The sequence below is a fragment of the Pseudomonas sp. CMR5c genome (assembly GCF_003850545.1).
Taxonomy (GTDB): Bacteria; Pseudomonadota; Gammaproteobacteria; order Pseudomonadales; family Pseudomonadaceae; genus Aquipseudomonas; species Aquipseudomonas piscis.
The window spans coordinates 4,837,658-4,860,122 of the sequence record NZ_CP027705.1 but is presented as its reverse complement, the minus strand read 5'-3'; the positions used below and the strand labels follow the sequence as shown (position 1 = coordinate 4,860,122).

The following is a 22,465-nucleotide window of genomic DNA, read 5'->3' as shown; positions in this document are numbered from 1 at the left end:
CCGGGATTGACCCATCGAGGATTGAGAAATGTCTAGCGTATTGCGTCCGGCCTTGAGCCTGATCGTGTTGATGACCCTGATCACCGGCGTGGCCTATCCGCTGGTGGTCACTGGAGTGGCCCAGGTCGCGTTCGCGGACCAGGCCAATGGCAGCCTGGTCCGCGATGACAGCGGCAAGGTGCGGGGCTCGACCCTGATCGCCCAGGGCTTTGCCGGTGATGCCTGGTTCCACCCGCGCCCCTCCGCAGGCGCCTTTGCCACGGTGGCCAGCGGGGCCAGCAACCTGGCACCGAGCAATCCGGCGCTGGCGACCCGGGTGATCGAGGATGCCAACAAGCTCTTGGTGCACGGTCAGGGCCCAGTGCCCCTGGCGTTGCTGACCACTTCCGGCAGCGGCCTGGATCCGCACTTGCCACCGCAGGCGATTGACTATCAACTGGCGCGAGTTGCAGCGGCTCGCAACCTGCCAGCCGACCGGCTACGAGCCTTGGTGGCAGAGCACACCGAACGGCCGCTGATCGGCCCGCCGGTGGTCAACGTACTGGCCCTGAACCTGGCCCTGGAGCGGCTGTAACCTGGCGAGCCTGGAAAAGCCCCGAAAGGGGCTTTTGCGATGCTCGAGCCCCAAGGAGTGACGATTGAAACCTATTGTCTTGTCGCAGAGAGATGCCCCATGAGTGATTCCGGTCGCGCCGACGCGCTGCTTGCCGAGCTGCCCCGGGACGGGCGTGGCCGGCTCAAGGTCTTTCTCGGCGCCGCGCCCGGAGTCGGCAAGACCTACGCCATGCTCCAGGCCGCCCACACTCAGATGCGCCAGGGCGTCAAGGTCCTGGCCGGCGTGGTGGAGACCCACGGTCGGGCCGAGACCGAGGCACTGCTGGGCGGCTTGCCGCAACAGCCCCTGCTGCGCTCGGAGTATCGTGGGGTGCTGCTGGAGGAGATGGACCTGGACGGCCTGCTCAAGGCCCGGCCCAAGCTGGCGCTGGTGGACGAATTGGCCCACAGCAACGCCCCGGGCAGCCGCCATGCCAAGCGCTGGCAGGACATCCAGGAGCTGCTGGCGGCAGGCATCGACGTGTTCACCACGGTCAACGTCCAGCACCTGGAGAGCCTCAATGACCAGGTGCGCGGCATCACCGGGGTCCAGGTCCGCGAGACCTTGCCCGACTGGGTACTGCAGGAGGCCTATGAGCTGCAACTGGTGGACCTGCCGCCCCGGGAGCTGCTGGAGCGCCTGCGCGATGGCAAGGTCTATGTGCCGGAGCAGGCGCGGGCGGCCATCGATGCCTTCTTCAGCCAGACCAACCTCATGGCCCTGCGTGAGTTGGCGATGCAGACCGCGGCGGCCCAGGTGGACAACGACCTGGCCCAGGGTTATCGCCGCCTCGGGCAAGCGGCACCGGCGGTGCGCGGGCGGCTGTTGGTGGGCGTCGACGGTGATCTCCAGGCCGAACGCCTGGTGCGCCATGCCAGCCGGGTTGCGCAGCGTCGGCATTTGCCCTGGAGCCTGGTGCATGTGGATAACGGCCGCCTTGGCGACGAACAGTCGCGCTTGCGTCTGCAGGCGGCCCAGCAACTGGCCGAGCGCCTGGGCGGGGAGGTGGTCCTGCTGCGGGCGGGCGAGGTGGCCAAGACCCTGATCCAGCACGCTAACGAGCGGCGGGCCAGCCTGTTGCTGGTGGGGCAGTCGAGCCGTCGCTGGCGCCGGCGCTGGTTCGGCGGCGGGCTGGCGGCACGTTTGCTGCGCAACGCCGATGGCCTGGAAATCAATGTCCTGGACAGCGAGCCATTGCCCAGCCAGCCGAGGTTGCGGGTCAAGCATCCGTTGATGTGGTTCGACTATGCCCTTGCGCTGTTGGCGACGCTGTTGGCCAGTGCCCTGGCCTGGGGCGTGGCCGGAATCCTGGCGCTGCCGAACATCTCCCTGGTATTTCTCGCCGCAGTGCTGCTGGTGGCGGTGCGCAGCAGCCTGGGGCCGGCCCTGGCCTGCGCCGCGCTGTCGTTCCTGAGTTACGACTTCCTGTTCATCCCGCCGAACTTCTCTCTTTCCATCCAGCGCGAAGAAGACGTGCTGACCCTGCTGTTCTTCCTGCTGATGGCCGCGCTCACGGGTAATCTCGCGGCCCGCCAGCGCCGGCAATTGCAGGCCCTGCGCGATACCCAGGAGGAAACCGGCGAGTTGCTGGACCTGTCGCGCAAACTCACGGCTGCCACCGATCGGCAGGCGGTGATCAGCGCTGCGATCCAGCACCTGGACGGGCGCGAGGAGTTGCGTATCTGTTTGTTCAACCGCGATGAGCAAGGTGCCTGGAAGGTCGAGAGCGGCGGCACGCAGCAACTCTCCGAAGCCGAGCGAGCCGCGGCCGATTGGGCCTGGCAGCACGATCAACCTGCGGGGTTGGGCACCGGGACCCTGCCTTTTGGCCGTTGGTGGTGGTGGCCGCTGTCGGTGGATGACGGCCCCTTGGGCTTGTTGGGGGTGTGCCCCAGGGAGGGTGCGATCTTCAGTGATCAACGTCGGCGCTTGCTCACCGCGCTCAGCCAGCCGCTGGCCCAGGCCCTGGCCCGGGCGCGCCTGGCCGAGGACCTGGAGGCGGCGCGCTTGCACGGCGAAACCGAACAACTGCGCAGCGCCTTGCTGGCCTCGGTGTCCCACGACTTGCGCACTCCGCTGACGTCGATGCGTGGCAGCATCGACAGCCTGCTGGCCTTGGGCGAGGCGATTCCCCTGGAGGATCGCCGAGAACTGCTGGAGGGTACCCGGGATGAAGCCGAGCGCCTGGATCGGTACATCCAGAACCTGCTGGACATGACCCGCCTTGGCCATGGCGCCTTGAAGCTGGCCCGCGACTGGGTCACCCCGGCGGATATCGTCGGCAGCGCGCTCAATCGCCTGCGCGTGGTGCTGGCGCCATTACAGGTCAGTACGCAGTTGCCCCAGGATCTGCCGCTGCTGTATGTGCACGCGGCGCTGATCGAACAGGCCCTGGTCAATGTGCTGGAGAATGCGGCGCGTTTTTCCCCGGTCCATGGCCGCCTGCACCTGGCGGTTCGCGCCGACGAGCAGGCGCTGAGTTTCGCCGTGAGCGACGAGGGCCCGGGTATTCCCGAGGAGGAGCGGGCGAAGATCTTCGACATGTTCTACACCGCCGCCAGGGGCGATCGGGGGGGCCAGGGTACAGGCCTGGGATTGGCGATCTGCAAGGGCATGGTGGGGGCGCACGGCGGACATATCAGTGTCGCCGATGGCATCGACGGGCGGGGGACCTGCATCGCCCTGTACCTGCCCTTGCAGGCCCAGCCGGAGCTCGAGGGTGAGCTGTGAAGCGCTTGGCAGCAGGGGCTGGGGCTCCTGCAAAAGCTCTCTGGAGGAGATTGGCGTTGCGCTACTCTCTTGTCTCTTATTTGTCTTGAACTGAACCCATGAGCCAGACCGCGACCATCCTGGTCATCGACGACGAGCCGCAGATCCGCAAATTCCTGCGCATCAGCCTGGCGTCCCAAGGATACAAAGTGATTGAAGCCGGCACCGGCACCGAGGGCCTGGCCCAGGCGGCGCTGAACAAACCGGACCTGCTGGTGCTCGACCTGGGGTTGCCGGACATGGATGGCCAGCAGGTACTGCGCGAATTTCGCGAGTGGTCGGCGGTACCGGTGCTGGTGCTCTCGGTGCGGGCCAGCGAGTTGCAGAAGGTCGAAGCCCTGGACGGTGGGGCCAACGACTATGTCACCAAGCCGTTCGGCATCCAGGAGTTCCTGGCTCGCATACGTGCCCTGTTGCGCCAGGCCCCGTCCGGAGAAGTCCAGGAAGCGGCGTTGCAGGTGGGGCCCTTGACGGTCGACCTGGCGTACCGCCGGGTGTTGCTCGAAGGCGTGGAAGTAGCCCTGACACGCAAGGAATATGCTGTGCTGGCCCAGCTGGCTCGCCACCCGGGGCGGGTGATCACCCAGCAGCAACTGCTCAAGGGCATCTGGGGGCCGACCCATACCGAAGACAGCCATTACCTGCGGATCGTGGTCGGGCACTTGCGCCAGAAGCTGGCAGACGACCCGACCCGGCCGCGTTTCATCGTCACCGAGGCCGGGGTCGGTTATCGCCTGCTGGCGGGGGAGGCTTGAGCTAGGGCTGCTCCTGTTCGTAGCGGTCGAGGGTGTCGCTGGCGATTTCCCGACCCAGGGCGATCAGTTCCGGCGCCTTGTAGAACTCGAAGAAACGGCACACCCGCTTGGGTACGTTGACCAGGATATCCGGCGGGTAGCCGGCGATCTTGTACTGGGCCAGGGAGGTCTGCATGACCTCGAAGCTCTGGTTGACGAGGTCCAGCAGCGAGGCGGGGCCGACGTTATCGACGATGAACGAGCCGCTGGCCGACCTCGGGGCACCGTCGGTTTCCGGGGCCGCGGCGGGCTGCTGGGACTCAGGTTCGGCGCCTTCGACCCAGGGATTGATCTGCGCCGCATCGCTCCTGAACGCCTCTTGCTCCAGCAGCAACAGTTGCTCGGCCTGCTTGCGCCGGAATGGCAGGCGCGAGCCCAGCGAGTTGATCAGGCTGTCGAAGCGGCTCTTGAAGGCTGGCGGGCGCTGGATCACCGGCAACTGATAGTGCCGCTGGTTGGTGGAGTTGAGATTGACCGCGATGATCAGGTCACAGTGGCTGGAGACGACCGGCACGATGGGCAGCGGGTTGAGCAGGCCGCCATCCACCAGCATGCGATTGCCCTGCATCACCGGGGTGAACAGGCTGGGGATCGCCGCCGAGGCGCGCATGGCCTGGTGCAGGCAGCCTTCCTGGAACCAGATTTCCTGTTGGTTGGTCAGGTCGGTCGCCACTGCGGTGTAGGGGATGCGCAGGTCCTCGATGTTGATGTCACCGACGATCTTGCGAATCTGGCCGAAGACCTTCTCGCCGCGAATCGCCCCCAGGCGGAAGCTCACGTCCACCAGGCGCAGCACATCCAGATAGTCCAGGCTCTCGATCCATTCCCGGTACTGGTCGAGCTTGCCTGCCGCATAGATGCCGCCCACCACCGCCCCCATCGAGCAGCCGGCGATGCAGGCAATCTTGTAACCGCGTTTTTCGATTTCCTCGATGACCCCGATATGGGCGTACCCACGGGCACCTCCCGAACCGAGGACCAGTGCGACACGTTTTTTCATGATTCGTCCTTTCGCCAAGCAGGCTGCCACAATGCACCCTTAGCGCCCCGAGGTTCAATCGCGGCTGGCCCGGGAATGCGCCTCGGCACGGCGTCGCGGACTGACGTCGAGCCTCGCGCCACGGCGCCTGCGGCTATATTTTCCTGGAGGTGGCCTTGGCACTTTTCTTCACCGCCACCGTCTTAACCCGTACGACTGTATTCCCATTCTTGAGGTGTCATTGATGAAAGCCTGGATCTGCTTGCCCCTGATTGCATTGGTTCTGACCGGTTGCGCAGGCAAGACCGCCTACCGTGACAGCTGCGGTACCCAGCTGGATGCCGCCTGGCGTGAGCTGGACCTGGCCAAGGCCGAGGGTTTCGCCGGCACCGTGAGCTACTCCAAGGCGCTGTCGCTGCTGACGGGCGCCAAGACCCAGCAGCAGTTCGAAGCCTTCGAAGGCTGCACCAACAAGGCCGAGAAGGCGCGTTTCTATATTCGCGAATCACGTGCCGGACGTTGAAAGGCGACAAGCGCTACGCTAAGCCGGCAAAATCGAAGATCGCGGGCCGCGGGCCGGACGTAATGCCGGTCACCGGCCCGCGATTTCATTCCGGGGCCGGACGAGCCGGCACCGGGTTGGTTGAGTTGTGTTGGGGAATCCTTGATGTCTGCCCTGGTTGATCGATTGGTGGCTCGGATCCTGAGCCTGGACGTGAACTTGCTGGCCTGCCAGGCGCGCCTGGCGGCCGCCACGGACGCCGAGGCGCTGCATGACCTGCGTGTCGGGGTACGGCGCTTGCGCAGCCTGTTGCGGCCGTTGCGCGGCCTGCCGGGAGTCGAGCAGCTGGAACAGGCCGGTGCGCAAGTAGGGCGCGTGACCACGCCGATCCGGGATCGCGAAGTCCTGGCGGCCTACCTGCATCAGCATGGCCAGCATGCCGCCGGCGACCGCCGCACGGTACTGCTGGCCCAGGAGTATCCTGCCGTGGCGGCGGGGCCCGAGCTGGCGCGCCTGGTCATGGTGCTGGATGCATTCCCGCGATTTCTCAGGGCCGCCCAGCGCCAGGAGTTGCTGGGCGGCTTGCGCCCGCGCATCGAGAAGCGCCTGGGCAAGCAGTGGCAGGCCCTGGGCCAGGCACTGGAGGATCCGGCCCACGACCGCCATCGCCTGCGCTTGCTGATCAAGCGGGTGCGTTATGCCGCCGAGTCCTATCCTGAATTGGACCGTTTGCCTGGCCCGGCCATCAAGCGGCTCAAGGCCGCCCAGGCGGCGCTGGGTGATTGGCATGACTGTTGGCAATGGCTGGCCCAGGCCGAGCAGCAGCCGGACCTGCTGCCTTGCGTGGCCACCTGGCGGAGCACCATGCTCAAGGCCGAGGCGCGTGCCGACCGCATGCTGGAGAAACTGTACGGCGATTGCTTCGGTCATTGAGCATCGGCCAGCGGCCTATCTGTCCGCTGCTTTGGCCGGAATGGTTGCTGTAGAGCCTTGGCTCGCTGGTTAAGATCCTTGGGTTCATTCATTTCCTGTAGAGGTTTTCATGCGTTTCTATGATTTGCTCGAAGCGGTTCGCAAGCAGCCCGAGGCCCTGACCATTCCGGCGCAATGGGCCCAGGGGCGGGCCAGCTTCGGCGGTCTGGTGGTGGCCCTGCAGTACGAGGCGATGCGTGCCAAGGTCCCGGCGGACCGCCCGGTGCGCTCCCTGGCGGTGACCTTCGTCGGTCCTGTGGCTCCCGAGGTGCCGGTGAGTTTCGAAGTGGATGTGCTGCGTGAGGGCAAGGCAGTCAGCCAGGTCCTGGGGCGGGTGATGCAGGAAGGCCAGGTCGTGACGTTGGTGCAGGGCAGCTTCGGCGCCTCGCGGGAGTCGGTAGTGAGTGTCGAGGCCTTGCCGGCACCCGAAATGAAGCACTGGGACGATTGCCAGGAGCTGCCCTATATCCCGGGTGTGACTCCGGAATTCATGCGCCACCTGGCGATGCGCTGGAGCATCGGTGGCATGCCGTTCACCGGCAATCGCTCACGGGACATGGGGGGCTGGGTGCGTCTGCGGGGCGACGTCAAGGAAGAACCGGTGACCGAAGCGCACATCCTGGCCCTGGTGGATGCCTGGCCTCCGGCATTGTTGCCGCACCTGACCAAGCCCGCCGCCGGCAGCACCCTGACCTGGACCATCGAATTCGTCCAGCCGCTGCTGGAGCTGGATACCCTGGACTGGTGCAAGTATCGGGTGGAGATCGAGCATGCCCGCGACGGCTATGGGCATGCCGCTGCCGCACTGTGGAGTGCCGATGGGCGGTTGGTCGCACTGAGTCGGCAGACGGTGACCATTTTCGGCTGAGCCCCTGTGGCCGTCAGTGCCGGTGGCGTTGCATCCAGGCACGCCGCCAGGCGCCGCTCAGGACGAAGCGGGGAAAGGTCACGAACTGCTCCACCAGCAAGCGCTGGACCGCGTCCTGGCGATCGGTGAAAGGCTCGCTGGCCTGGGTTTCAAGGCTATGGCCGTGGCGTTGCAGGCCCAGGGCCGCGAGGATGCCGATCACGCCGATGGCCAGGCTCAGCAGGCTCAGGGAAAACACTCCCGAGGCAATCAGCAGGAAACCGACGATGAACAGTGGCACGGCGATCAGGTGCAGCACCAGGTTGGTCGGATGCTGGTGGCTGTTCGGGTAGACCCGCCATTGCCAGGCGGGGAGGTTGGGGTGGCGTTGGCCCATGATGCTCATCCTTAGTGTCTGGAAACTCATGGACCAAGGATAGGGCGCGAGCCGCACGGCGACGAATCAAGGCTGGCTATCGTCTCGATAGCGCAGGCGTGGAGGCGCAGAGGCGGGGGCGAGCAGTTCGCCCCCTTTGGCAGGTCTTGTCGCTCAGAGTTTGAGCTGGCCGATGGCCTTGCTCAGTTCGCCGGCCAGGGTGGCCAGTTCGCTGCTGGTCGTGGCGGAGGCTACGGTCTGCTGCACGGTGTTTTCGGTGACGTCACGGATGCTCACCACCGCCCGGTTCATTTCTTCGGCCACTTGGCTCTGCTGTTCCGCCGCGACGGCGATCTGGGTATTGCTTTCGCGCATCTGCGCCACGGCACCGGTGATTTCCGCCAGGGCTTCGCCGGCCTCCTGGGCCTGCTGCACGCAATCATCGGCCTTGAACGAGCTTTCCTGCATGAAGTCCACGGCGTCTCGGGTGCCTGCCTGCAGGGCGGAGACCATGCTGGTGATTTCATCGGTGGAGGTCTGCACGCGCTTGGCCAGGTTACGTACTTCGTCGGCCACCACGGCGAAGCCGCGGCCCATCTCGCCAGCCCGCGCGGCCTCGATGGCGGCGTTGAGCGCCAGCAGGTTGGTCTGTTCGGCGATGCTGTGGATAACGTTGACCACGCCGTTGATCTTCTGGCTGTCCTCGGCCAGCTTCTGGATCATCTCGGCGGTCTGCTGCACGCCGTTGGACAACCCGGCGATGGACTTCTGCACCCGGCCTACCACCTCATGCCCGGAACCGGCCAGGGCATCGGCGGTTTGCGACAGGTCCCGGGTCGCCCCGGCATGCTGGGCGATGTGGTAGACGGTGGCGGACATTTCATTGATCGCCGTCGCCGCCTGGTCGGTTTCGCTTTGCTGGCCGAGCATGCCGTGGCGCACGTCGTTCATGCTCGATGCCAAGCGTGCGGCACCCTGGTCAAGCTGGCGCGCGGTATTGGCCACAGTGTTCACCACCCGCTGGTAGCCGGCTTGCATGGCGTTGAAGGCGCTGGCCATCTGGCCCACTTCGTCCTTGCAGGACAGCGGTACCCGGGCGGATAAATCGCCGGTCTTTTCAACGTGCAGCATCACGTCCTTGAGGGTGTTGAGCTGGCTGAGAAGAAAGCGGATCAGCAACTGCGAAGCGCAGAGCATGGCGAACATCAGGATGAACACCGCGACTGCGTAGTTGGTGAAGCGATCGCCGAACACCTGGGCGAAGCTGGGAGTATGGGCCACTACGGCGACTTGCTGGCCGTCGGCGCGGCCTATGACCTCAGCGCCCAACAGCGGGTTGTCGCCGAACAGCGGCAGGTGGTTGAGTTCGACCCAGCCGCTGGCGCCATTCAGCTCGGGGACCGGCTGGTCGTTCAGGGCCGGTGTCTGCCCTCGGGAGAAAAACACCAGGTTCTCGGCGCTGGGCAGCGGTTTGTCGACAGGCCAGGCATCGAGCAGGCGTGCCTGGGCCTGGGCAGCGGCCTGGGCACTCTGGCTACGGGCCTGTTGTTCCAGTTGCACGGCGTACAGCACTAATAACAAGGTGGTGACGAAGGCGACCGCATTGACCGCCCAGAATTTGTATTTCAGCGAGATATTGCTAAGCCAGGCACCCATAGAAGGTCTTCTCTGATTGAGCGGAATAGTATTGGCAAGGTGCCATTATTGTGCCGTTATGCGTTAAGAAAAATCTTGATATGCATCAAGCAATTTCTGACAGGCCGAAGAACGCCCGGGCGCAGGCTGTGCTGTGGCGAGCCAGGTCCTCCGGTGTTTCCTGGCGGTGCAAGGCCACTTCACGCAGCACCTCGGTCAGGTAGGCCGGTTCATTCTGGCCATTCTTCGGTTTCGGCCGCAGGCTGCGTGGCAACAGGTACGGCGCATCGCTCTCCAGCATCAGGCGGCCCCGGGGAATCTCCCGCACCAGCGGATGCAGGTGGGTCCCCCGGCGTTCATCGCAGATCCAGCCGGTGATACCGATATGCAGGTCCAGGTCGAGATAGCTGAACAGCGCTCGCTGCTCACCGGTGAAACAATGCACCACGGCTGCCGGCAAACGGTCCCGGAAGTCTTTCAGGATAGCCAACAGGCGCTCGTTGGCATCGCGTTCGTGGAGGAACACCGGCAGTTGCAACTCGGTCGCCAGGGCCAGGTGCTCTTCCAGGACCTTTTCCTGCTGCGGGCGAGGTGAGAAATCCCGGTTGAAGTCCAGGCCGCATTCGCCCACCGCCCTTATCCGCGATTCGCCCAGCAAGGCTCGCAGGCGCCGGGCGCTGTCGGGGTTCCAGTCGCTGGCGCTGTGGGGGTGCAGGCCGGCAGTGGCGAACAGCCTCTGGCCCTCGGGATCCAGTTGTTGGCACAGGTCCAGGGCCTGTTCGCTGCCCTCGACGCTGGTTCCGGTCACGATCAATTGGCAGACACCAGCTTCATAAGCACGATCGAGAACCGCTTGGCGTTTTTCGGAAAAACAGGGATTGGTCAGGTTGACGCCGATATCGATGAGTTGCATGGTGCTATCTCCGCCTGCGGTCGGAAAGCATATCAGAGCTCTGGATTTAATAAGAAAAACCAAGAACTACAACGAGTTGAAGCTGTCTCTTGCTGTCGCAAACAGCAATGGCCCAGCGCTCGCACCGGCCATTTCAGCTGTCTTTCGCACCTTGCCAGCGCCCACGGCGCTTAGTTTCTGGCGATCAACCCCGGAAAAGCGACGAAGGGTTGAACAGTATTCCATGCGGAGAACGGATGACCCGACCCTCGATCTTGCTCGCTCTGTGCCTGACCCTGCTCCTGCCGTTGCCGGCGGTGGCGCGCCTGGCCGGGCCACCGGAAGTCCAGGCCAAGGGCAAGGTCCGCGACCTGGCGGAAATCCGTAGCAGTCGGGTGCTGCGGGTGCTGGTCAACCAGAGCCGCAACAGCTCCGGTGAAGTCCAGGGCCAGCCCATCGGGGTCGAGTACCATCGCCTGCGGGCTTTCGAGCAGTACCTCAATGGCCATGCCCGCGATGGCCAGGAAATCAGCCTGAAGATCATCCCCAAGGCCAAGGACCAGTTACTGGGCGCCCTGCAGCGCGGAGAAGGAGACCTGGTGGCCCCAGGGGAGTTGCTGGAGTCCCAGCCCGGGCATGCGGTCAGCTCCAGCGATCCGATCGCCAGTAACGTTCCGTTGCTGCTGGTGGGAATCAAGGGGGAGCGGCGTTATACGCGAGTCGAGCAACTGTCCGGCAAGACCCTGACCCTCACCACCGGCAGCGCTGCCGGCGAGGCGGTGAGCCAGATCAACCAGAAGCTGGCCCTGCACAAGCTGGCTCCGATCAAGGTCGAGTGGGTCGATCCCAGCCTGGCGGTGGAGGATGTGCTGGAAATGGTCCAGGGCGGCATCTTCCACCTGACCATAGTCGAGCAGCCGATTGCCGAGCGCTGGGGCAAGATCCTCGGCAAGTTGCGCCTGGACCGGCAACTGAAGATCAGCGAGCCCGGGGAGGAACACTGGTTCGTCCGGCGTGATGCCTCGATGTTGCGGGCGAGCATCGATCGGTTCCTCAAGACCTACAAGGCGCCAGCGGACCAGGATGCGGCCTTCCTGCGTATCTACCGCCGCCAGTACCAGGTGCATTACCCGCTGGCCCGGGCCGATCGCCAGCGCCTGGAGAAGTTGCGACCGGTGCTGCAAAAGCATGCCGGGGAACAGGGCATGGATTGGCTGAACCTGGCAGCCCTGGCCTTCAAGGAATCGGCACTTCAGCCCAGTGCCAGGAGTGGTGGCGGTCCCACCGGGCTGATGCAGATCACACCTTCGGCGGCGCAGCGGGTGGGCGTGAGCAATATCCAATCCGTGGACAGCAATGTGCAGGCCGGAGCCAGGTACCTGGCCATGATCCGTCGCAAATTCTTCGCCAGCCCCAAGCTCAATGAGCGCGAGCGGATGGCGTTCATCCTGGCGGCCTACAACATGGGGCCGGAGCGGGTCCAGGGCATGCGCACCGAGGCTAGGCGTCGCGGGTTGAACCCGAACCAGTGGTTTTTCCAGGTGGAGCGCATCGCCATGGAGCAGGTGGGGATGGGAGCGGTCAGCTATGTTAATAGTGTCAACAAATACTATCTGGCCTTCGATCGCGAACGGGACTCCCTGGAGCCTCGTGAGCGAAAAGTTGTATCGCGCAAATAATCGAAAAATTTGATTGTTATGCCGGAGTATTTCCGCTTTTAACATGATAAAAACTGATTAATATGGCGACCAACTTCTCCCCCTTACACAGGACACACAGCATGAGCACTTTGATCAAGAATGTACTGGGAACCCGCGCAGGTTATGGCCTGACCGTCGTGCGCATCCTTGTCGGCATCATCTTCGCGGCCCACGGTTCGCAGAAACTCTTTGGTTGGTTCGGTGGTGGCGGCCTGGCGGGCACTGCCCAGTGGATGGAAAGCATCGGCTTGGCCCCGGGTTACCTGATGGCCTTGCTGTCGGGTGGTACCGAGTTCTTCGCCGGCCTGGCGCTGATCATCGGTTTGCTGGCCCGTCCTGCGGCCCTGGGCCTGACCTTCACCCTGGTGGTGGCGATCTTCTCGGTGCATATCAGCAATGGCTTGTTCATGGCTAACAATGGCTACGAATTCGCCCTGGCGCTGCTCGGCGGTACCCTGGCGGTGCTGATCGAAGGGGCCGGCAAACTCTCGTTGGATGCGTCCATCGCCAAGTGATCCTGGCGGTCGATCCGGGTGGGCGCAGCTCCTGCGATTGTCCCGGATCAAGTGCTTGCAAGAATGCCCCAAGGCCTGCCGATGCAGGCCTTTTTTCGTCTTGCTGGAATCTTGACACTGACCGGCCAGCTTCTCTAGGATGCTGCTCATGCGCCGATTTAAACAGCTACTTGCGGGGCGCCAGGCAAGCCGAAAGCTTGCTGCCAGAAGCCAGTCCGGCTTCGAAGTACCGCTAAAGCGCTGGTTCGGTGTTGCCTCTCACCTGCCCGGCAGAAACTTGAGGCAGAGACACGATACGATGAATGCACCACGCCCCCTTGTACGTCTTGCGCCAATCACGGCGAGTCTTTCCCCGCGCAATCCGAAAATCCTCCTCAGCGGTCAGCACCAACCTACCTTGTTGCGTTATCTCGATGGCTGGCCCCGGCGTTCCACTGGACCGGCGGCGTTCCTGATCCAGTTTGTCGAGGACGGTGAGTCCCTGGCTCGTTTTGCCAGTGACAATTTCGACCTGGCGGTCATCCCCGCTCCCCAGGCGCAGGACGCCGCTGAAGTCATCAAGCAATTGACCCGTGTCGCCCGGCAAGGGTTGATCGTTCGTCGTTGAGCGTCCTCGTTCCAGTCGGACCCGTATCGGTCGGCGGTACCAAGGGCTCACCAGCGATGGTTCCAGTCCGACTGGCGAGCAGTCATTCACACCACCGAATTGCGCTTCGCCAACTCGGCCAGGGCTACCAGGTTGGAAATGTTGAAGTGCTTGAATAGCCGAATCTTGTAGGTGCTGACGGTCTTGTGGCTGATCAGCAGGTTATCGGCGATCTGTTGGTTGTTCAGCCCATTGGCCAGTAGTTTCAGGACCGTGATCTCGCGATCGCTGAGACGGGAAATAAGCACGCTCTCCTGATCAGTGGCACGGCTGTTCTGCTGCATCAGGTTGAGGGTGTCATCGGGAAAGTAGATATAGCCGGATAATATGGCTTTGACGGCATGACCCAGTTCGTGGAGGTTTTCGGTCTTGCTCAGGAAACCCATGGCTCCGGCCTGCAGGCAGCGCAAGGCGTAGTTTTTCGACTCACTGGCGGTGACCACCAGGATCTTGAGAGGCTTCTGGATACACCTGATGTGATCGATGACCGAAAATCCGTCCAGGTTGGGAATGCCCAGGTCGAGGATCAGCAGGTCCGGGTTGTGTTGGCGTACCAGTTGCACGGCGTCTGCGCCATTGTCGGTTTCGCCGACTATGGTGTACTGCCGGGTTTCCAGTTCCGACCTGAGCGCCAGGCGGATCAGTGGATGGTCATCGACGATGATGATGCTGCCCATCGGTGGCTCCCTTTGATTTTCGGCGGATCGAGAGGCACCTTGAGAGTCCTTGAAGTGGAGGGCTCCAGCTGGCGAGCGGCCTGGAGTACTGAGAGCGCTGCTGAAAAGGTGCCTTGTCGTCTGAGGCTTTGTCCTCTTGATCAAATGATTGGTCGATTTTTCTGAGATCTAAATCGGACAAATCTGATAGTTGTATAGAGCGGAAGTGGTGGAGCGGCGATGCTCCCTGGTGACCGTGCTTTGCGATTCATTCAAACAACGTAGCAGCCTGCCGGGCTGGGAGATGACAAGCCAATTGAGTACCAAGCTCATCACGCAGGAAGGTTACGAGGCTCTCAAGCAGGAACTGGATTACCTGTGGCGGGAACATCGCCCGGAAATCACGCAGAAGGTCACTTGGGCCGCTTCGTTGGGGGACCGGAGTGAGAATGCCGACTACCAGTACAACAAGAAGCTGCTGCGGGAAATCGATCGCCGGGTGCGCTACATACGCAAGCGTCTGGAGGACATGCGGGTAGTGGGATATGCGCCGGAGCAGGAGGGCCGGGTGTTCTTCGGCGCTTGGGTCGAAGTCGAGAACGAAGCGGCCGAGATCAAGCGTTTTCGCATCGTGGGTTATGACGAGATCTATCAGCGCAAGGACTACATATCCATTGATTCGCCCATGGCTCGGGCCCTGCTGAAAAAGGAAGTGGGAGATGAAGCCATCGTCGTGACTCCGGCGGGCGAGACCTGCTGGTGGATCAACCAGATCGACTACCAGAAGTAGGCTCGCCACCGCAGCGGCGAGCTCTCATCCCTCGCGCAGAACGCTCAATGGACTGGCGTTGAGCGCTCGCCGGGTACCGAACACCCCGGCTGCCCCCACTAGCACCGCACCAGCCAGCGGTAGCAACAACAGCCAGGGGTGCGGGTGCCAGGGCAGGTCGAAGGCGAAGCGGTAGAGCACCAGGCTGACCAGTTCGCAACCCAGTGCCGCCAACAGGCCGCTCATGGCCCCGAGCAGGCCGAACTCGATCCGTCGTGCCTTGACCAGCAGCCGTCGTTCGGCGCCCAGTGCTCGTAGTAGTGCACCTTGGCGCAGGCGTTCGTCGAGAGTGGCTTGCAAACCGGACAGTAGTACCGCCATTCCTGCCGCTAGTACGAACAGCAGCACATACTCCACCGCCAAGGTGACCTGGGCCAGGATGCTGCGCAATTGCTCCAGCAAGGCCTCGATCTGGAGAATGGTCACTGCCGGGAAGGCCCGCGACAGCTCCACCACTTGCTGGTCGTGCCCGGGGCTCAGGTAGAAGCTGGTGAGGTAGGTCGCCGGCAGGTCCTTGAGGGTTCCAGGTTGGAAGATCATGAAGAAGTTCGGCTGGAAGTTGTCCCAGTTGACGCTGCGCAAGCTGGTGACCCGGGCTTGCCGGTTCACACCGGCAACGGTAAAGGTCAACTGGTCACCCAGTTTCAGTTTCAGGCTTTCGGCCACCTTGGCCTCCACCGATACACCAGGCAGTGCCTCATCCGCCTGGGGCGAGGACGACCACCAGCTTCCTGCGGTAATTTGGTTGCCCGCGGGCAATTCGGCAGACCAGGTCAGGCTCAGGTCGCGTTGCACCGCTCGATCGCCACTGGACTCCTTGGTGACGATCTGCTGCACCGCTTCGCCATTGATGCTCACCAAGCGTCCGGGGACCACCGGGTACAGGGGGGCGGATGGAGCGGACAACTGCAGCAGGCGTTCGGTGAAGGCTTGCTTGTCGGCTGGCAGGATATTCAGGGCGAAGTAGTTGGGAGCATTTTTCGGTAATTGGTTTTGCCAGGTGTCCAGCAGTTCTGCCCGCAACAGGGCGATCAGCGCCATGGACAGCAGGATCAGGCCGAACGCCATGGATTGCCCGGCGGCGGCCAGGGGATGGCGCAGCAACTGGCCCAAGCCCAGGCGCCAAGGCAGGGAGGAGCGAGCCAGCAACCGGCGCAAGCTCTGCAGCGCCAGCAATAGCAGGCCGCCCAGGGCCAGCGCGGCGACCAGGCCTCCACCCATCAGGGCGAAGGTCAGGATCAGATCCAGGCTCAAGCGCCACATGATCAGGCCCAGGGCCAGCAGCGCGACGCCATAGATCAGCCAAGTGCTGGGTGGGATCGGCAGCAGGTCGCGACGCAGGACCCGCAAGGGCGGCACGCGGCCCAGCGCTGCCAGGGGCGGCAAGGCGAAGCCGGCCAGGGCCACCAGCCCGGTACCGATGCCGGCAATGGCCGGCAGCAGGCCTCCCGGAGGAACATCGGCAGGTAGCAGCCCGTGCAGCAGGTAGAACAACACCAACTGCGCCAGCCATCCCAGCAATGCGCCACTGAGGCTGGCCAGCAGACCGAGCAATGCCAATTGGGTCGTGAACAACAACAGGGTTTCCCGGCGCGATAGCCCCAGGCAACGCAACAAGGCGCTGGCATCGAAACGGCGCGCAGCGAATCGGTTGGCCGATAGCGCCACCGCGACTCCCGAGAGCAGTACCGCCACCAGGCTGGCCATGTTCAGGTAACGCTCGGCCTTGCCCAGTGCGCCGCCGATCTGCTGGTTGCCATCGCGTGCATCCTGCAGTCGCTGGTTGGCTTGAAGCCCCGGCTTGACCTGCTGGCGGTAAGCCTCCAGGGCGGGTGCAGGGCCGCGCCAGAGCTCTTTGTAGCTGACTCGGCTGCCGGGCTGGACCACGCCGGTGGCTTGCAGGTCATTCAGGTTGATCAGCACCCGGGGCGTCAGGCTATAGAAGTTGCCGGCACGATCCGGCTCGTAGGTCAGGACCCGGGCCAGGCGCAAGGTCTTGCTGCCGACGTCGATGCTATCGCCGATCTTCAAGTTAAGTGCGGCCAGCAACCGCGGCTCGACCCAGGCTTCGCCGGGCCCGGGAGTCCCACCAGGTATCTCGCTGGCATAGGGGGCTTCGGCGCTCTTGAGCTGGCCGCGCAACGGGTAGGCGCTGTCCACGGCCTTGATGCTCGACAGCTGGATACCGTTGTCCGTGGCGATGACACTGGAGAACTCTACGATACTGGCGTGTTCCAGGCCCAGGACGCGCCCGCTGTCGATCTGTTGCGGATGTGCTGGCGAGCTGCCTTCGAGCAACAGGTCGGCGCCGAGGAATTCGGTGGCCCGCAACTGCATCGCTCCGTTCAGGCGGGCGCCGAAATAGCCGATGGCCGTGCTCGCCGCAACGGCCACCAGCAAGGCGAAGAACAGGACCCGCAGCTCACCGGCCCGGGCATCACGCAGCAATTGGCGCAGGGCCAGGCTGAAGACTCGCAACAGGGACAGGCGTGCCATCAAGGCTCCAGGGGGGCGACCAGCGAGCCCGCTTCGAGACGGATCAGGCGCTGGCAACGGTGGGCCAGGCGCTCATCATGGGTCACCAGCACCAGGGTGGTACCGCTTTCCCTGTTGAGTTCGAACAGCAGGTCGCTGATACGCTCTCCAGTATGGCTATCGAGGTTGCCGGTGGGTTCGTCGGCGAACAGCACGTCAGGTTCGGCGGCGAATGCCCGGGCGATGGCCACCCGTTGCTGTTCTCCACCTGACAACTGGCGCGGCGAGTGACTCAGGCGTTGGCCCAGGCCGACCCGGCGCAGTAGCTCGGTAGCGCGTTCGCGAGCATCGCGGCGGCCGTCCAGCTCCATGGGCAGCATGACGTTCTCCAGGGCGTTGAGGCTGTCGAGCAATTGGAAGGACTGGAAGACGAAGCCCACATGCTCGGCCCTGACGCGGGCCCGCTGATCTTCATCCAGTTGGCCGAGGCTCTGGCCGGCGAGGATGACCTGGCCACTACTGGGCAGGTCGAGGCCTGCCAGCAAGCCGAGCAGGGTGGATTTGCCGGAGCCCGAGGCACCGACGATGGCCAGGCTGTCGCCCTGGTCGAGCTCCAGGCTGAGCTCGTGGAGGATAGTCAGCTCGCCTTCCGCGCTGGGAACCACTTTGCTAAGGTTCCGCGCAGTGAGAATACTTGCGCCCATGGAGAATCCGATGCGTGTATGGTTTTTGAGTGCCGGCCTGGCCCTGATGTGCATGGTCCAGAACGCAGCGGCGGGAACGGTCCTGATCGTGGGCGATAGTATCAGTGCGGCTTTCGGCCTGGATACCCGCCAGGGCTGGGTGGCACTGCTGGAAAAGCGCCTCGACGACCAGGGTTTCGGCGCCAGGGTGATCAATGCCTCGGTCAGCGGTGATACCAGTGCCGGAGGCCAGGCACGGCTGCCGGCGCTGCTTGCGGAGCATAAGCCGCAGGTGGTGGTACTCGAACTTGGAGGCAATGACGGCCTGCGAGGCCAGTCCCCCCAGCAATTGCAACAAAATCTTGCCTCGATGATCGACAGTTCCCAGGCCGCGGGGGCCAAGGTGCTGCTTCTGGGCATGCAACTACCACCCAACTACGGCGTGCGTTATACCCAGGCTTTCGCCAAGGTCTATGGCCAACTGGCCAGCGACAAGAAGGTGGCCCTGGTGCCGTTTTTTCTCGAAGGGGTCGGCGGTCACCCGGAGATGATGCAAGCGGACGGTCTGCACCCGGCGGCAGTGGCCCAGGACAAGTTGCTGGAAAATGTCTGGCCGACGCTAAAACCGCTGCTTTGACGCTTTTCTAGTGGCGGTGTTTCGGCTAATGTTGCGCCCCCGATTTGGAGCCCCCGATGCCGCGTCCCGCCTGGTCCCTGTTTGCCTACCAACTGATCGAGCCTGATGAACAGCTTGACCTGTTCGCTTGTCAGGAGGTCAGGGTGCACCTGGTGACGCGACAGCTGGAGTTGGGCGGTTCCGCCGACCGCACCTTGTGCGGCACGTTATTGCCGGCGCAACCGCGTTGGTCGAGCGTGGACAGGACGATTTTCCAGGACCAGCGACTCTGCCCCTTGTGCCGGGCGATCCTCGAGTCGCAGAAACGTGGCACTCCGCCGATCTGGCCCGAGCTACGCTTCGAGTTGTAGGCGGCCGCTAGCGGGTCGTTTCGGCAGGGATTGCATATGTGCGCTTGTCTCCCCCGGCCTGGCTCCCGGAGCCTTGGGGCGGGGTGTACAATCGTGTTTCTTTCATTGGTTGTACATGCGAAGGATTATCTGGATGTTGCCGCGCCTCCCTGTCCTCACCCGTTGCCTGTCACTTGCCGCATTGTGTGTGGCTGGCCCTGTTGCCGCATTGGAATTCCCCCTGCCTCCTCCCGGCGAAGATATCGTCGGCCAGGTACAGGTGATCAAGGCCAAGTACGAAGATACCTTCGCCGACCTGGGCACGGCCAACGACCTGGGTTACCTGGAGATGGTGGCGGCCAACCCGGGTGTCGATCCCTGGTTGCCGGGTGCGGGCACCGAGGTGATCCTGCCCACTCGCTTCATCCTGCCCCCGGGGCCGCGCGAAGGTATCGTGATCAACCTGGCGGAGTATCGGCTGTACTACTTTCCAAAGGGGCAGAGCGTGGTCTACACCTTCCCGCTGGGGATCGGTCGAGAAGGCTGGGGGTCGCCGATCGCGCATACCAGCATCACCGCCAAGACGCCGAACCCGACCTGGACGCCGCCTGCCTCGATCAGGGCGGAACACGCTGCCGATGGCGATCCGTTGCCTGGCGTGGTGCCGGCCGGGCCGGATAACCCGCTGGGGCCGTTCAAGTTCACCCTGGGCACGCCCGGCTACCTGATTCATGGTTCGAACAAGAAGTTCGGGATTGGCATGCGCACCAGCCATGGTTGTTTCCGCATGCTCAACAACAACGTATTGCAAATGGCCGGTATGGTCCCGGTGGGAACTTCCGTGCGTATCATCAATGAACCGTACAAGTTCGGTATCAGTGCCGGCAAAGTCTATCTTGAGGCTCATACGCCATTGGATGATAAAGGCAATCCTTCGGTGGTCGACAAGCACACTGCGGTAATCAACGCCTTGCTCAAGCGCGAAGACCTGGCTAACAACCTGCGTATGAACTGGGATGTGGTGCGCGATGTAGTGGCGGCCGAAGATGGCTTGCCGGTAGAGATTGCCGTGCCAACGGCTGCCCCCGCGACATCGTTGTCCAGCACACCTTTTGAAATGCCGCAGTAAGCGGCTCAAGAGAACCCGCCGCGGCCTGTTGGCTGCGGCGGGTTTTTTATTGCCGAGGCAAAAGCCAGGCAATAAAAAAGCCGACCCAAAAAATTGGATCGGCTCGATAACAATCCCGAGGGACTATTACTTGCGGCTAGCTTTTTCCAGCATACGCAGAGCGCGCTCGTTAGCTTCGTCAGCAGTCTGTTGTGCTTTTTGAGCAGCAGCCAGAGCTTCATCAGCTTTACGATAGGCTTCGTCTGCACGAGCCTGAGCACGAGCTGCTGCGTCTTCAGTAGCAGTCAGACGAGCTTCGGTTTCTTTGGATACGCTGCTGCAACCGGTAGCCAGAACTGCGGCCAGAGCCAGAGCAGAGAATTTCAGAACGTTGTTCATCGTGTTCCCCTTCAAGGACTTTCTATTAGTGGCTATCACCTCGAAACGAGGAAATAGCCGGCGTACATACTACCCATTACTTGTAGTAAGTAAACTGACGTAGCGCAAGAAGCAAAAAAAATTCTAGGTGGTGAATCTTTTTCGATCAACTCTACAAACCGCCTGTATAAAAAATATTCAACGCAGAGGCCTTGCAGGGCATGAGTGCTGCTTGTTTGCCAGCATTGATCCCGGAATTTTTCCAGGCGCAGTTTCGGGCGCTAGACTAAAGTCGGTCTATATTGTGTCGATGACACTTTTGTGCACGTTTCGAGCGAGCTCTTTATGTCTATGGACGGTGACTTTAAGAGCGCTGCTTCGTCTTAAGTTTCAGCATCCGGCGATGTATCACTGCCAGGTATCTTGAATCAGAGCCAGGCGGGGGTGGCAAGCGGCCACCGGGTCATTTTGTACTGGTCTGTGACGGGTATGGCTTGAGCATTCATGCCAAGGGCGCCTAATATTTTGTAACGTGCTCTCTTGGTGCAAGATTCTACTCGGCGCCTGACAGGCACGAGGTGGCGTAAGTTGTTCCTTCGCCGGAAAAACATCGGTAAGGTAGGGGTCAGCATTCCAGACCCGCAAGGAGTAGTGATGAGCGAGGCGTTGTCCATCCACCATGACCAGGTTGGTCATCAGTTCGAGACCAATGTGGACGGTCATCGTGCCTACCTGACCTATATGGACCTGGGTAAGCAGACCCTGGATATCTACCGCACCTTCGTGCCCAACGCCCTGCGGGGGCGTGGCATCGCTGCGGCGCTGACCGAGCAGGCCCTGGAGTACGCCGACCGCATGGGCTACACAGTGATCCCATCCTGCTCGTATGTGGAGCGCTATATGGAGCGCCACCAGCGCCACGCAGCAAAACTCTGAACAGGGTGATAATGAAAAACGCCGGGCTTTGGCCCGGCGTTTTCGTATCTGGCGAAATCAGCTGCGCTTGCGTTGCGGCAGGACATCCTTGAGCTTGGCATGCATGCTGCGCAAGGTCTTCTCGGTGCTTTCCCAATCGATGCAGGCATCGGTGATCGACACGCCGTATTGCAGCTCCGACAGGTCCTTGGGGATCGCCTGGCAGCCCCAGTTCAGGTGGCTCTCCACCATCAAACCGATGATCGACTGGTTGCCTTCGAGAATCTGGTTGGCGACGTTTTCCATCACCAGTGGCTGCAGCGCCGGATCCTTGTTGGAGTTGGCGTGGCTGCAGTCGATCATGATGTTCGGCTTGACCTTGGCCTTGTTCAAGGCCTGTTCGCAGACCGCGACGCTGACCGAATCGTAGTTCGGCTTGCCGTTGCCGCCCCGCAGGACCACGTGGCCGTAAGCGTTGCCCTTGGTGGTGACGATGGACACGCCGCCCTCTGGGTTGATCCCCAGGAAGCGGTGAGGGCTGGAAACCGATTGCAGGGCGTTGATCGCGACGGTCAGGCCGCCATCGGTGCCATTCTTGAACCCTACTGCCGAGGACAGACCGGAAGCCATCTCGCGGTGGGTCTGGGATTCGGTGGTGCGCGCGCCGATGGCCGACCAGCTGATCAGGTCCTGCAGATATTGCGGGGAGATCGGGTCCAGGGCTTCGGTGGCGGTAGGCAGGCCCATTTCAGCCAGGTCCAGCAACAGCTGGCGGCCGATGTGCAGGCCATCCTGGATCTTGAACGAGTCGTCCAGGTAGGGGTCGTTGATCAGGCCTTTCCAGCCAACGGTGGTACGAGGTTTCTCGAAGTACACCCGCATGACCAGGTAGAGAGTGTCGGAAACTTCGGCGGCCAGGGCCTTGAGTCGTTCGGCGTACTCATGGGCCGCCTTGATATCGTGGATCGAGCAAGGCCCGATGACGATGAACAGACGGTGATCAGTGCCATCGAGGATGTTGCGGATCACTTCGCGACCGCGGGTCACGGTGCGCAAGGCGGTGTCGCTCAGCGGAATGTCTCGCTTGAGTTGATCGGGAGTGATCAGGGTCTCGTTGGAGGCGACGTTAAGGTCGTTGATCGGTAAATCAGCCATCGTGTTACTCGTCAGGTCACGGATGCCGGCCGCCAGCGATCCCCGAGAGCGGCGGAGCACAGCGGATTTGGGCGCGTC

Annotated in this window: 23 protein-coding genes; 14 read left to right on the top strand and 9 right to left on the bottom strand. The window is 62.7% G+C overall.

Features of this window, described 5'->3' with window-relative positions; translation table 11 throughout:
- Positions 1–28: 28 nt before the first annotated feature.
- The 3 genes from kdpC to C4K40_RS22175 all read left to right on the top strand — a co-directional run bounded on the left by kdpC (position 29) and on the right by C4K40_RS22175 (position 4,119).
- A complete protein-coding gene (kdpC, locus tag C4K40_RS22185) occupies positions 29–574 on the top strand; it encodes a potassium-transporting ATPase subunit KdpC (protein ID WP_031320266.1) in 546 nt (181 codons plus the stop codon).
- A gap of 99 nt (positions 575–673) precedes the next feature.
- Positions 674–3,325: a sensor histidine kinase KdpD gene (locus C4K40_RS22180; protein WP_053133176.1), complete on the top strand. Its 2,652-nt coding sequence runs from the start codon at positions 674–676 to the stop codon at positions 3,323–3,325.
- Between the two features lie 98 nt (positions 3,326–3,423).
- Positions 3,424–4,119, top strand: coding sequence for a response regulator (locus C4K40_RS22175; RefSeq protein ID WP_053133173.1), 696 nt, complete (start codon positions 3,424–3,426; stop codon positions 4,117–4,119).
- Between the two features lies 1 nt (position 4,120).
- Here the strand turns inward: C4K40_RS22175 and C4K40_RS22170 are convergent, their stop codons facing one another.
- The gene (locus C4K40_RS22170) at positions 4,121–5,158 is read right to left on the bottom strand and encodes a patatin-like phospholipase family protein (protein WP_053133170.1); all 1,038 of its coding nucleotides are present in this window, start codon (positions 5,156–5,158) and stop codon (positions 4,121–4,123) included.
- Positions 5,159–5,381: 223 nt separating this feature from the next.
- Between C4K40_RS22170 and C4K40_RS22165 the strand changes: the two genes are divergently transcribed.
- From C4K40_RS22165 to C4K40_RS22155, 3 genes are all read left to right on the top strand, one after another.
- The gene (locus C4K40_RS22165) at positions 5,382–5,660 is read left to right on the top strand and encodes a hypothetical protein (RefSeq protein WP_022640099.1); all 279 of its coding nucleotides are present in this window, start codon (positions 5,382–5,384) and stop codon (positions 5,658–5,660) included.
- Positions 5,661–5,804: 144 nt separating this feature from the next.
- A complete protein-coding gene (locus C4K40_RS22160) occupies positions 5,805–6,572 on the top strand; it encodes a CHAD domain-containing protein (RefSeq protein ID WP_053133167.1) in 768 nt (255 codons plus the stop codon).
- A gap of 109 nt (positions 6,573–6,681) precedes the next feature.
- On the top strand, positions 6,682–7,479 hold the full coding sequence (locus C4K40_RS22155) for an acyl-CoA thioesterase II (RefSeq protein WP_022640097.1): 798 nt from the start codon (positions 6,682–6,684) through the stop codon (positions 7,477–7,479).
- A gap of 13 nt (positions 7,480–7,492) precedes the next feature.
- On the opposite strand, the gene C4K40_RS22150 is transcribed toward C4K40_RS22155, so the two are convergent.
- The 3 genes from C4K40_RS22150 to C4K40_RS22140 all read right to left on the bottom strand — a co-directional run bounded on the left by C4K40_RS22150 (position 7,493) and on the right by C4K40_RS22140 (position 10,382).
- Positions 7,493–7,855 (bottom strand): terminase, encoded by a 363-nt coding sequence (locus C4K40_RS22150; RefSeq protein ID WP_022640096.1) that lies wholly within the window; start codon positions 7,853–7,855, stop codon positions 7,493–7,495.
- Between the two features lie 153 nt (positions 7,856–8,008).
- Positions 8,009–9,490 (bottom strand): methyl-accepting chemotaxis protein, encoded by a 1,482-nt coding sequence (locus tag C4K40_RS22145; protein ID WP_022640095.1) that lies wholly within the window; start codon positions 9,488–9,490, stop codon positions 8,009–8,011.
- Positions 9,491–9,575: 85 nt separating this feature from the next.
- Positions 9,576–10,382, bottom strand: a complete 807-nt coding sequence (locus C4K40_RS22140; RefSeq protein WP_022640094.1) for a TatD family hydrolase — start codon at positions 10,380–10,382, stop codon at positions 9,576–9,578.
- Between the two features lie 236 nt (positions 10,383–10,618).
- Between C4K40_RS22140 and C4K40_RS22135 the strand changes: the two genes are divergently transcribed.
- The 3 genes from C4K40_RS22135 (at position 10,619) to C4K40_RS22125 (ending at position 13,183) form a co-directional block, all read left to right on the top strand.
- Positions 10,619–12,040 (top strand): transglycosylase SLT domain-containing protein, encoded by a 1,422-nt coding sequence (locus tag C4K40_RS22135; protein WP_053133164.1) that lies wholly within the window; start codon positions 10,619–10,621, stop codon positions 12,038–12,040.
- 101 nt (positions 12,041–12,141) lie between these two features.
- A complete protein-coding gene (locus tag C4K40_RS22130; RefSeq protein WP_022640093.1) occupies positions 12,142–12,576 on the top strand; it encodes a DoxX family protein in 435 nt (144 codons plus the stop codon).
- A 298-nt stretch (positions 12,577–12,874) separates the two neighbouring features.
- Positions 12,875–13,183: a hypothetical protein gene (locus C4K40_RS22125; protein ID WP_053133423.1), complete on the top strand. Its 309-nt coding sequence runs from the start codon at positions 12,875–12,877 to the stop codon at positions 13,181–13,183.
- Between the two features lie 86 nt (positions 13,184–13,269).
- On the opposite strand, the gene C4K40_RS22120 is transcribed toward C4K40_RS22125, so the two are convergent.
- The gene (locus C4K40_RS22120) at positions 13,270–13,899 is read right to left on the bottom strand and encodes a response regulator transcription factor (protein ID WP_022640091.1); all 630 of its coding nucleotides are present in this window, start codon (positions 13,897–13,899) and stop codon (positions 13,270–13,272) included.
- Positions 13,900–14,194: 295 nt separating this feature from the next.
- Between C4K40_RS22120 and greB the strand changes: the two genes are divergently transcribed.
- Positions 14,195–14,668: a transcription elongation factor GreB gene (gene greB / locus C4K40_RS22115; protein WP_031320264.1), complete on the top strand. Its 474-nt coding sequence runs from the start codon at positions 14,195–14,197 to the stop codon at positions 14,666–14,668.
- 24 nt (positions 14,669–14,692) lie between these two features.
- Here the strand turns inward: greB and C4K40_RS22110 are convergent, their stop codons facing one another.
- On the bottom strand, positions 14,693–17,203 hold the full coding sequence (locus C4K40_RS22110; RefSeq protein ID WP_053133160.1) for an ABC transporter permease: 2,511 nt from the start codon (positions 17,201–17,203) through the stop codon (positions 14,693–14,695).
- Positions 17,203–17,886 carry an ABC transporter ATP-binding protein gene (locus tag C4K40_RS22105; RefSeq protein WP_031320263.1) on the bottom strand — a complete coding sequence of 228 codons (684 nt, stop codon included), beginning with the start codon at positions 17,884–17,886 and terminating at the stop codon, positions 17,203–17,205. Before C4K40_RS22105 ends, C4K40_RS22110 begins: the two co-directional genes overlap by 1 nt.
- A 10-nt stretch (positions 17,887–17,896) precedes the next feature.
- Here C4K40_RS22105 and C4K40_RS22100 point away from each other — a divergent pair, with 10 nt between their 5' ends.
- The 3 genes from C4K40_RS22100 to C4K40_RS22090 all read left to right on the top strand — a co-directional run bounded on the left by C4K40_RS22100 (position 17,897) and on the right by C4K40_RS22090 (position 19,960).
- Positions 17,897–18,502, top strand: coding sequence for an arylesterase (locus tag C4K40_RS22100; protein ID WP_053133156.1), 606 nt, complete (start codon positions 17,897–17,899; stop codon positions 18,500–18,502).
- A gap of 56 nt (positions 18,503–18,558) precedes the next feature.
- Positions 18,559–18,852 carry a hypothetical protein gene (locus C4K40_RS22095; RefSeq protein WP_007931378.1) on the top strand — a complete coding sequence of 98 codons (294 nt, stop codon included), beginning with the start codon at positions 18,559–18,561 and terminating at the stop codon, positions 18,850–18,852.
- Between the two features lie 133 nt (positions 18,853–18,985).
- On the top strand, positions 18,986–19,960 hold the full coding sequence (locus tag C4K40_RS22090) for a L,D-transpeptidase family protein (protein WP_031320262.1): 975 nt from the start codon (positions 18,986–18,988) through the stop codon (positions 19,958–19,960).
- 126 nt (positions 19,961–20,086) lie between these two features.
- Here C4K40_RS22090 and oprI read toward each other — a convergent pair whose 3' ends face one another.
- The gene (gene oprI, locus C4K40_RS22085; protein WP_003448337.1) at positions 20,087–20,338 is read right to left on the bottom strand and encodes an outer membrane lipoprotei OprI; all 252 of its coding nucleotides are present in this window, start codon (positions 20,336–20,338) and stop codon (positions 20,087–20,089) included.
- Between the two features lie 633 nt (positions 20,339–20,971).
- Here oprI and C4K40_RS22080 point away from each other — a divergent pair.
- On the top strand, positions 20,972–21,253 hold the full coding sequence (locus tag C4K40_RS22080; RefSeq protein WP_022640086.1) for a GNAT family N-acetyltransferase: 282 nt from the start codon (positions 20,972–20,974) through the stop codon (positions 21,251–21,253).
- Positions 21,254–21,310: 57 nt separating this feature from the next.
- On the opposite strand, the gene C4K40_RS22075 is transcribed toward C4K40_RS22080, so the two are convergent.
- Positions 21,311–22,387: a 3-deoxy-7-phosphoheptulonate synthase gene (locus tag C4K40_RS22075; RefSeq protein ID WP_022640085.1), complete on the bottom strand. Its 1,077-nt coding sequence runs from the start codon at positions 22,385–22,387 to the stop codon at positions 21,311–21,313.
- Between the last annotated feature and the right edge of the window lie 78 nt (positions 22,388–22,465).

Bases quoted from the DNA above. Each gene is read 5' to 3' on its own strand.
- kdpC (WP_031320266.1), top strand. From the start codon at position 29: ATGTCTAGCGTATTGCGTCCGGCCTTGAGCCTGATCGTGTTGATGACC.
- C4K40_RS22180 (WP_053133176.1), top strand. From the start codon at position 674: ATGAGTGATTCCGGTCGCGCCGACGCGCTGCTTGCCGAGCTGCCCCGG.
- C4K40_RS22175 (WP_053133173.1), top strand. From the start codon at position 3,424: ATGAGCCAGACCGCGACCATCCTGGTCATCGACGACGAGCCGCAGATC.
- C4K40_RS22170 (WP_053133170.1), bottom strand. From the start codon at position 5,158: ATGAAAAAACGTGTCGCACTGGTCCTCGGTTCGGGAGGTGCCCGTGGG.
- C4K40_RS22165 (WP_022640099.1), top strand. From the start codon at position 5,382: ATGAAAGCCTGGATCTGCTTGCCCCTGATTGCATTGGTTCTGACCGGT.
- C4K40_RS22160 (WP_053133167.1), top strand. From the start codon at position 5,805: ATGTCTGCCCTGGTTGATCGATTGGTGGCTCGGATCCTGAGCCTGGAC.
- C4K40_RS22155 (WP_022640097.1), top strand. From the start codon at position 6,682: ATGCGTTTCTATGATTTGCTCGAAGCGGTTCGCAAGCAGCCCGAGGCC.
- C4K40_RS22150 (WP_022640096.1), bottom strand. From the start codon at position 7,855: ATGGGCCAACGCCACCCCAACCTCCCCGCCTGGCAATGGCGGGTCTAC.
- C4K40_RS22145 (WP_022640095.1), bottom strand. From the start codon at position 9,490: ATGGGTGCCTGGCTTAGCAATATCTCGCTGAAATACAAATTCTGGGCG.
- C4K40_RS22140 (WP_022640094.1), bottom strand. From the start codon at position 10,382: ATGCAACTCATCGATATCGGCGTCAACCTGACCAATCCCTGTTTTTCC.
- C4K40_RS22135 (WP_053133164.1), top strand. From the start codon at position 10,619: ATGACCCGACCCTCGATCTTGCTCGCTCTGTGCCTGACCCTGCTCCTG.
- C4K40_RS22130 (WP_022640093.1), top strand. From the start codon at position 12,142: ATGAGCACTTTGATCAAGAATGTACTGGGAACCCGCGCAGGTTATGGC.
- C4K40_RS22125 (WP_053133423.1), top strand. From the start codon at position 12,875: ATGAATGCACCACGCCCCCTTGTACGTCTTGCGCCAATCACGGCGAGT.
- C4K40_RS22120 (WP_022640091.1), bottom strand. From the start codon at position 13,899: ATGGGCAGCATCATCATCGTCGATGACCATCCACTGATCCGCCTGGCG.
- C4K40_RS22110 (WP_053133160.1), bottom strand. From the start codon at position 17,203: ATGGCACGCCTGTCCCTGTTGCGAGTCTTCAGCCTGGCCCTGCGCCAA.
- C4K40_RS22105 (WP_031320263.1), bottom strand. From the start codon at position 17,886: ATGGGCGCAAGTATTCTCACTGCGCGGAACCTTAGCAAAGTGGTTCCC.
- C4K40_RS22100 (WP_053133156.1), top strand. From the start codon at position 17,897: ATGCGTGTATGGTTTTTGAGTGCCGGCCTGGCCCTGATGTGCATGGTC.
- C4K40_RS22095 (WP_007931378.1), top strand. From the start codon at position 18,559: ATGCCGCGTCCCGCCTGGTCCCTGTTTGCCTACCAACTGATCGAGCCT.
- C4K40_RS22090 (WP_031320262.1), top strand. From the start codon at position 18,986: ATGTTGCCGCGCCTCCCTGTCCTCACCCGTTGCCTGTCACTTGCCGCA.
- oprI (WP_003448337.1), bottom strand. From the start codon at position 20,338: ATGAACAACGTTCTGAAATTCTCTGCTCTGGCTCTGGCCGCAGTTCTG.
- C4K40_RS22080 (WP_022640086.1), top strand. From the start codon at position 20,972: ATGAGCGAGGCGTTGTCCATCCACCATGACCAGGTTGGTCATCAGTTC.
- C4K40_RS22075 (WP_022640085.1), bottom strand. From the start codon at position 22,387: ATGGCTGATTTACCGATCAACGACCTTAACGTCGCCTCCAACGAGACC.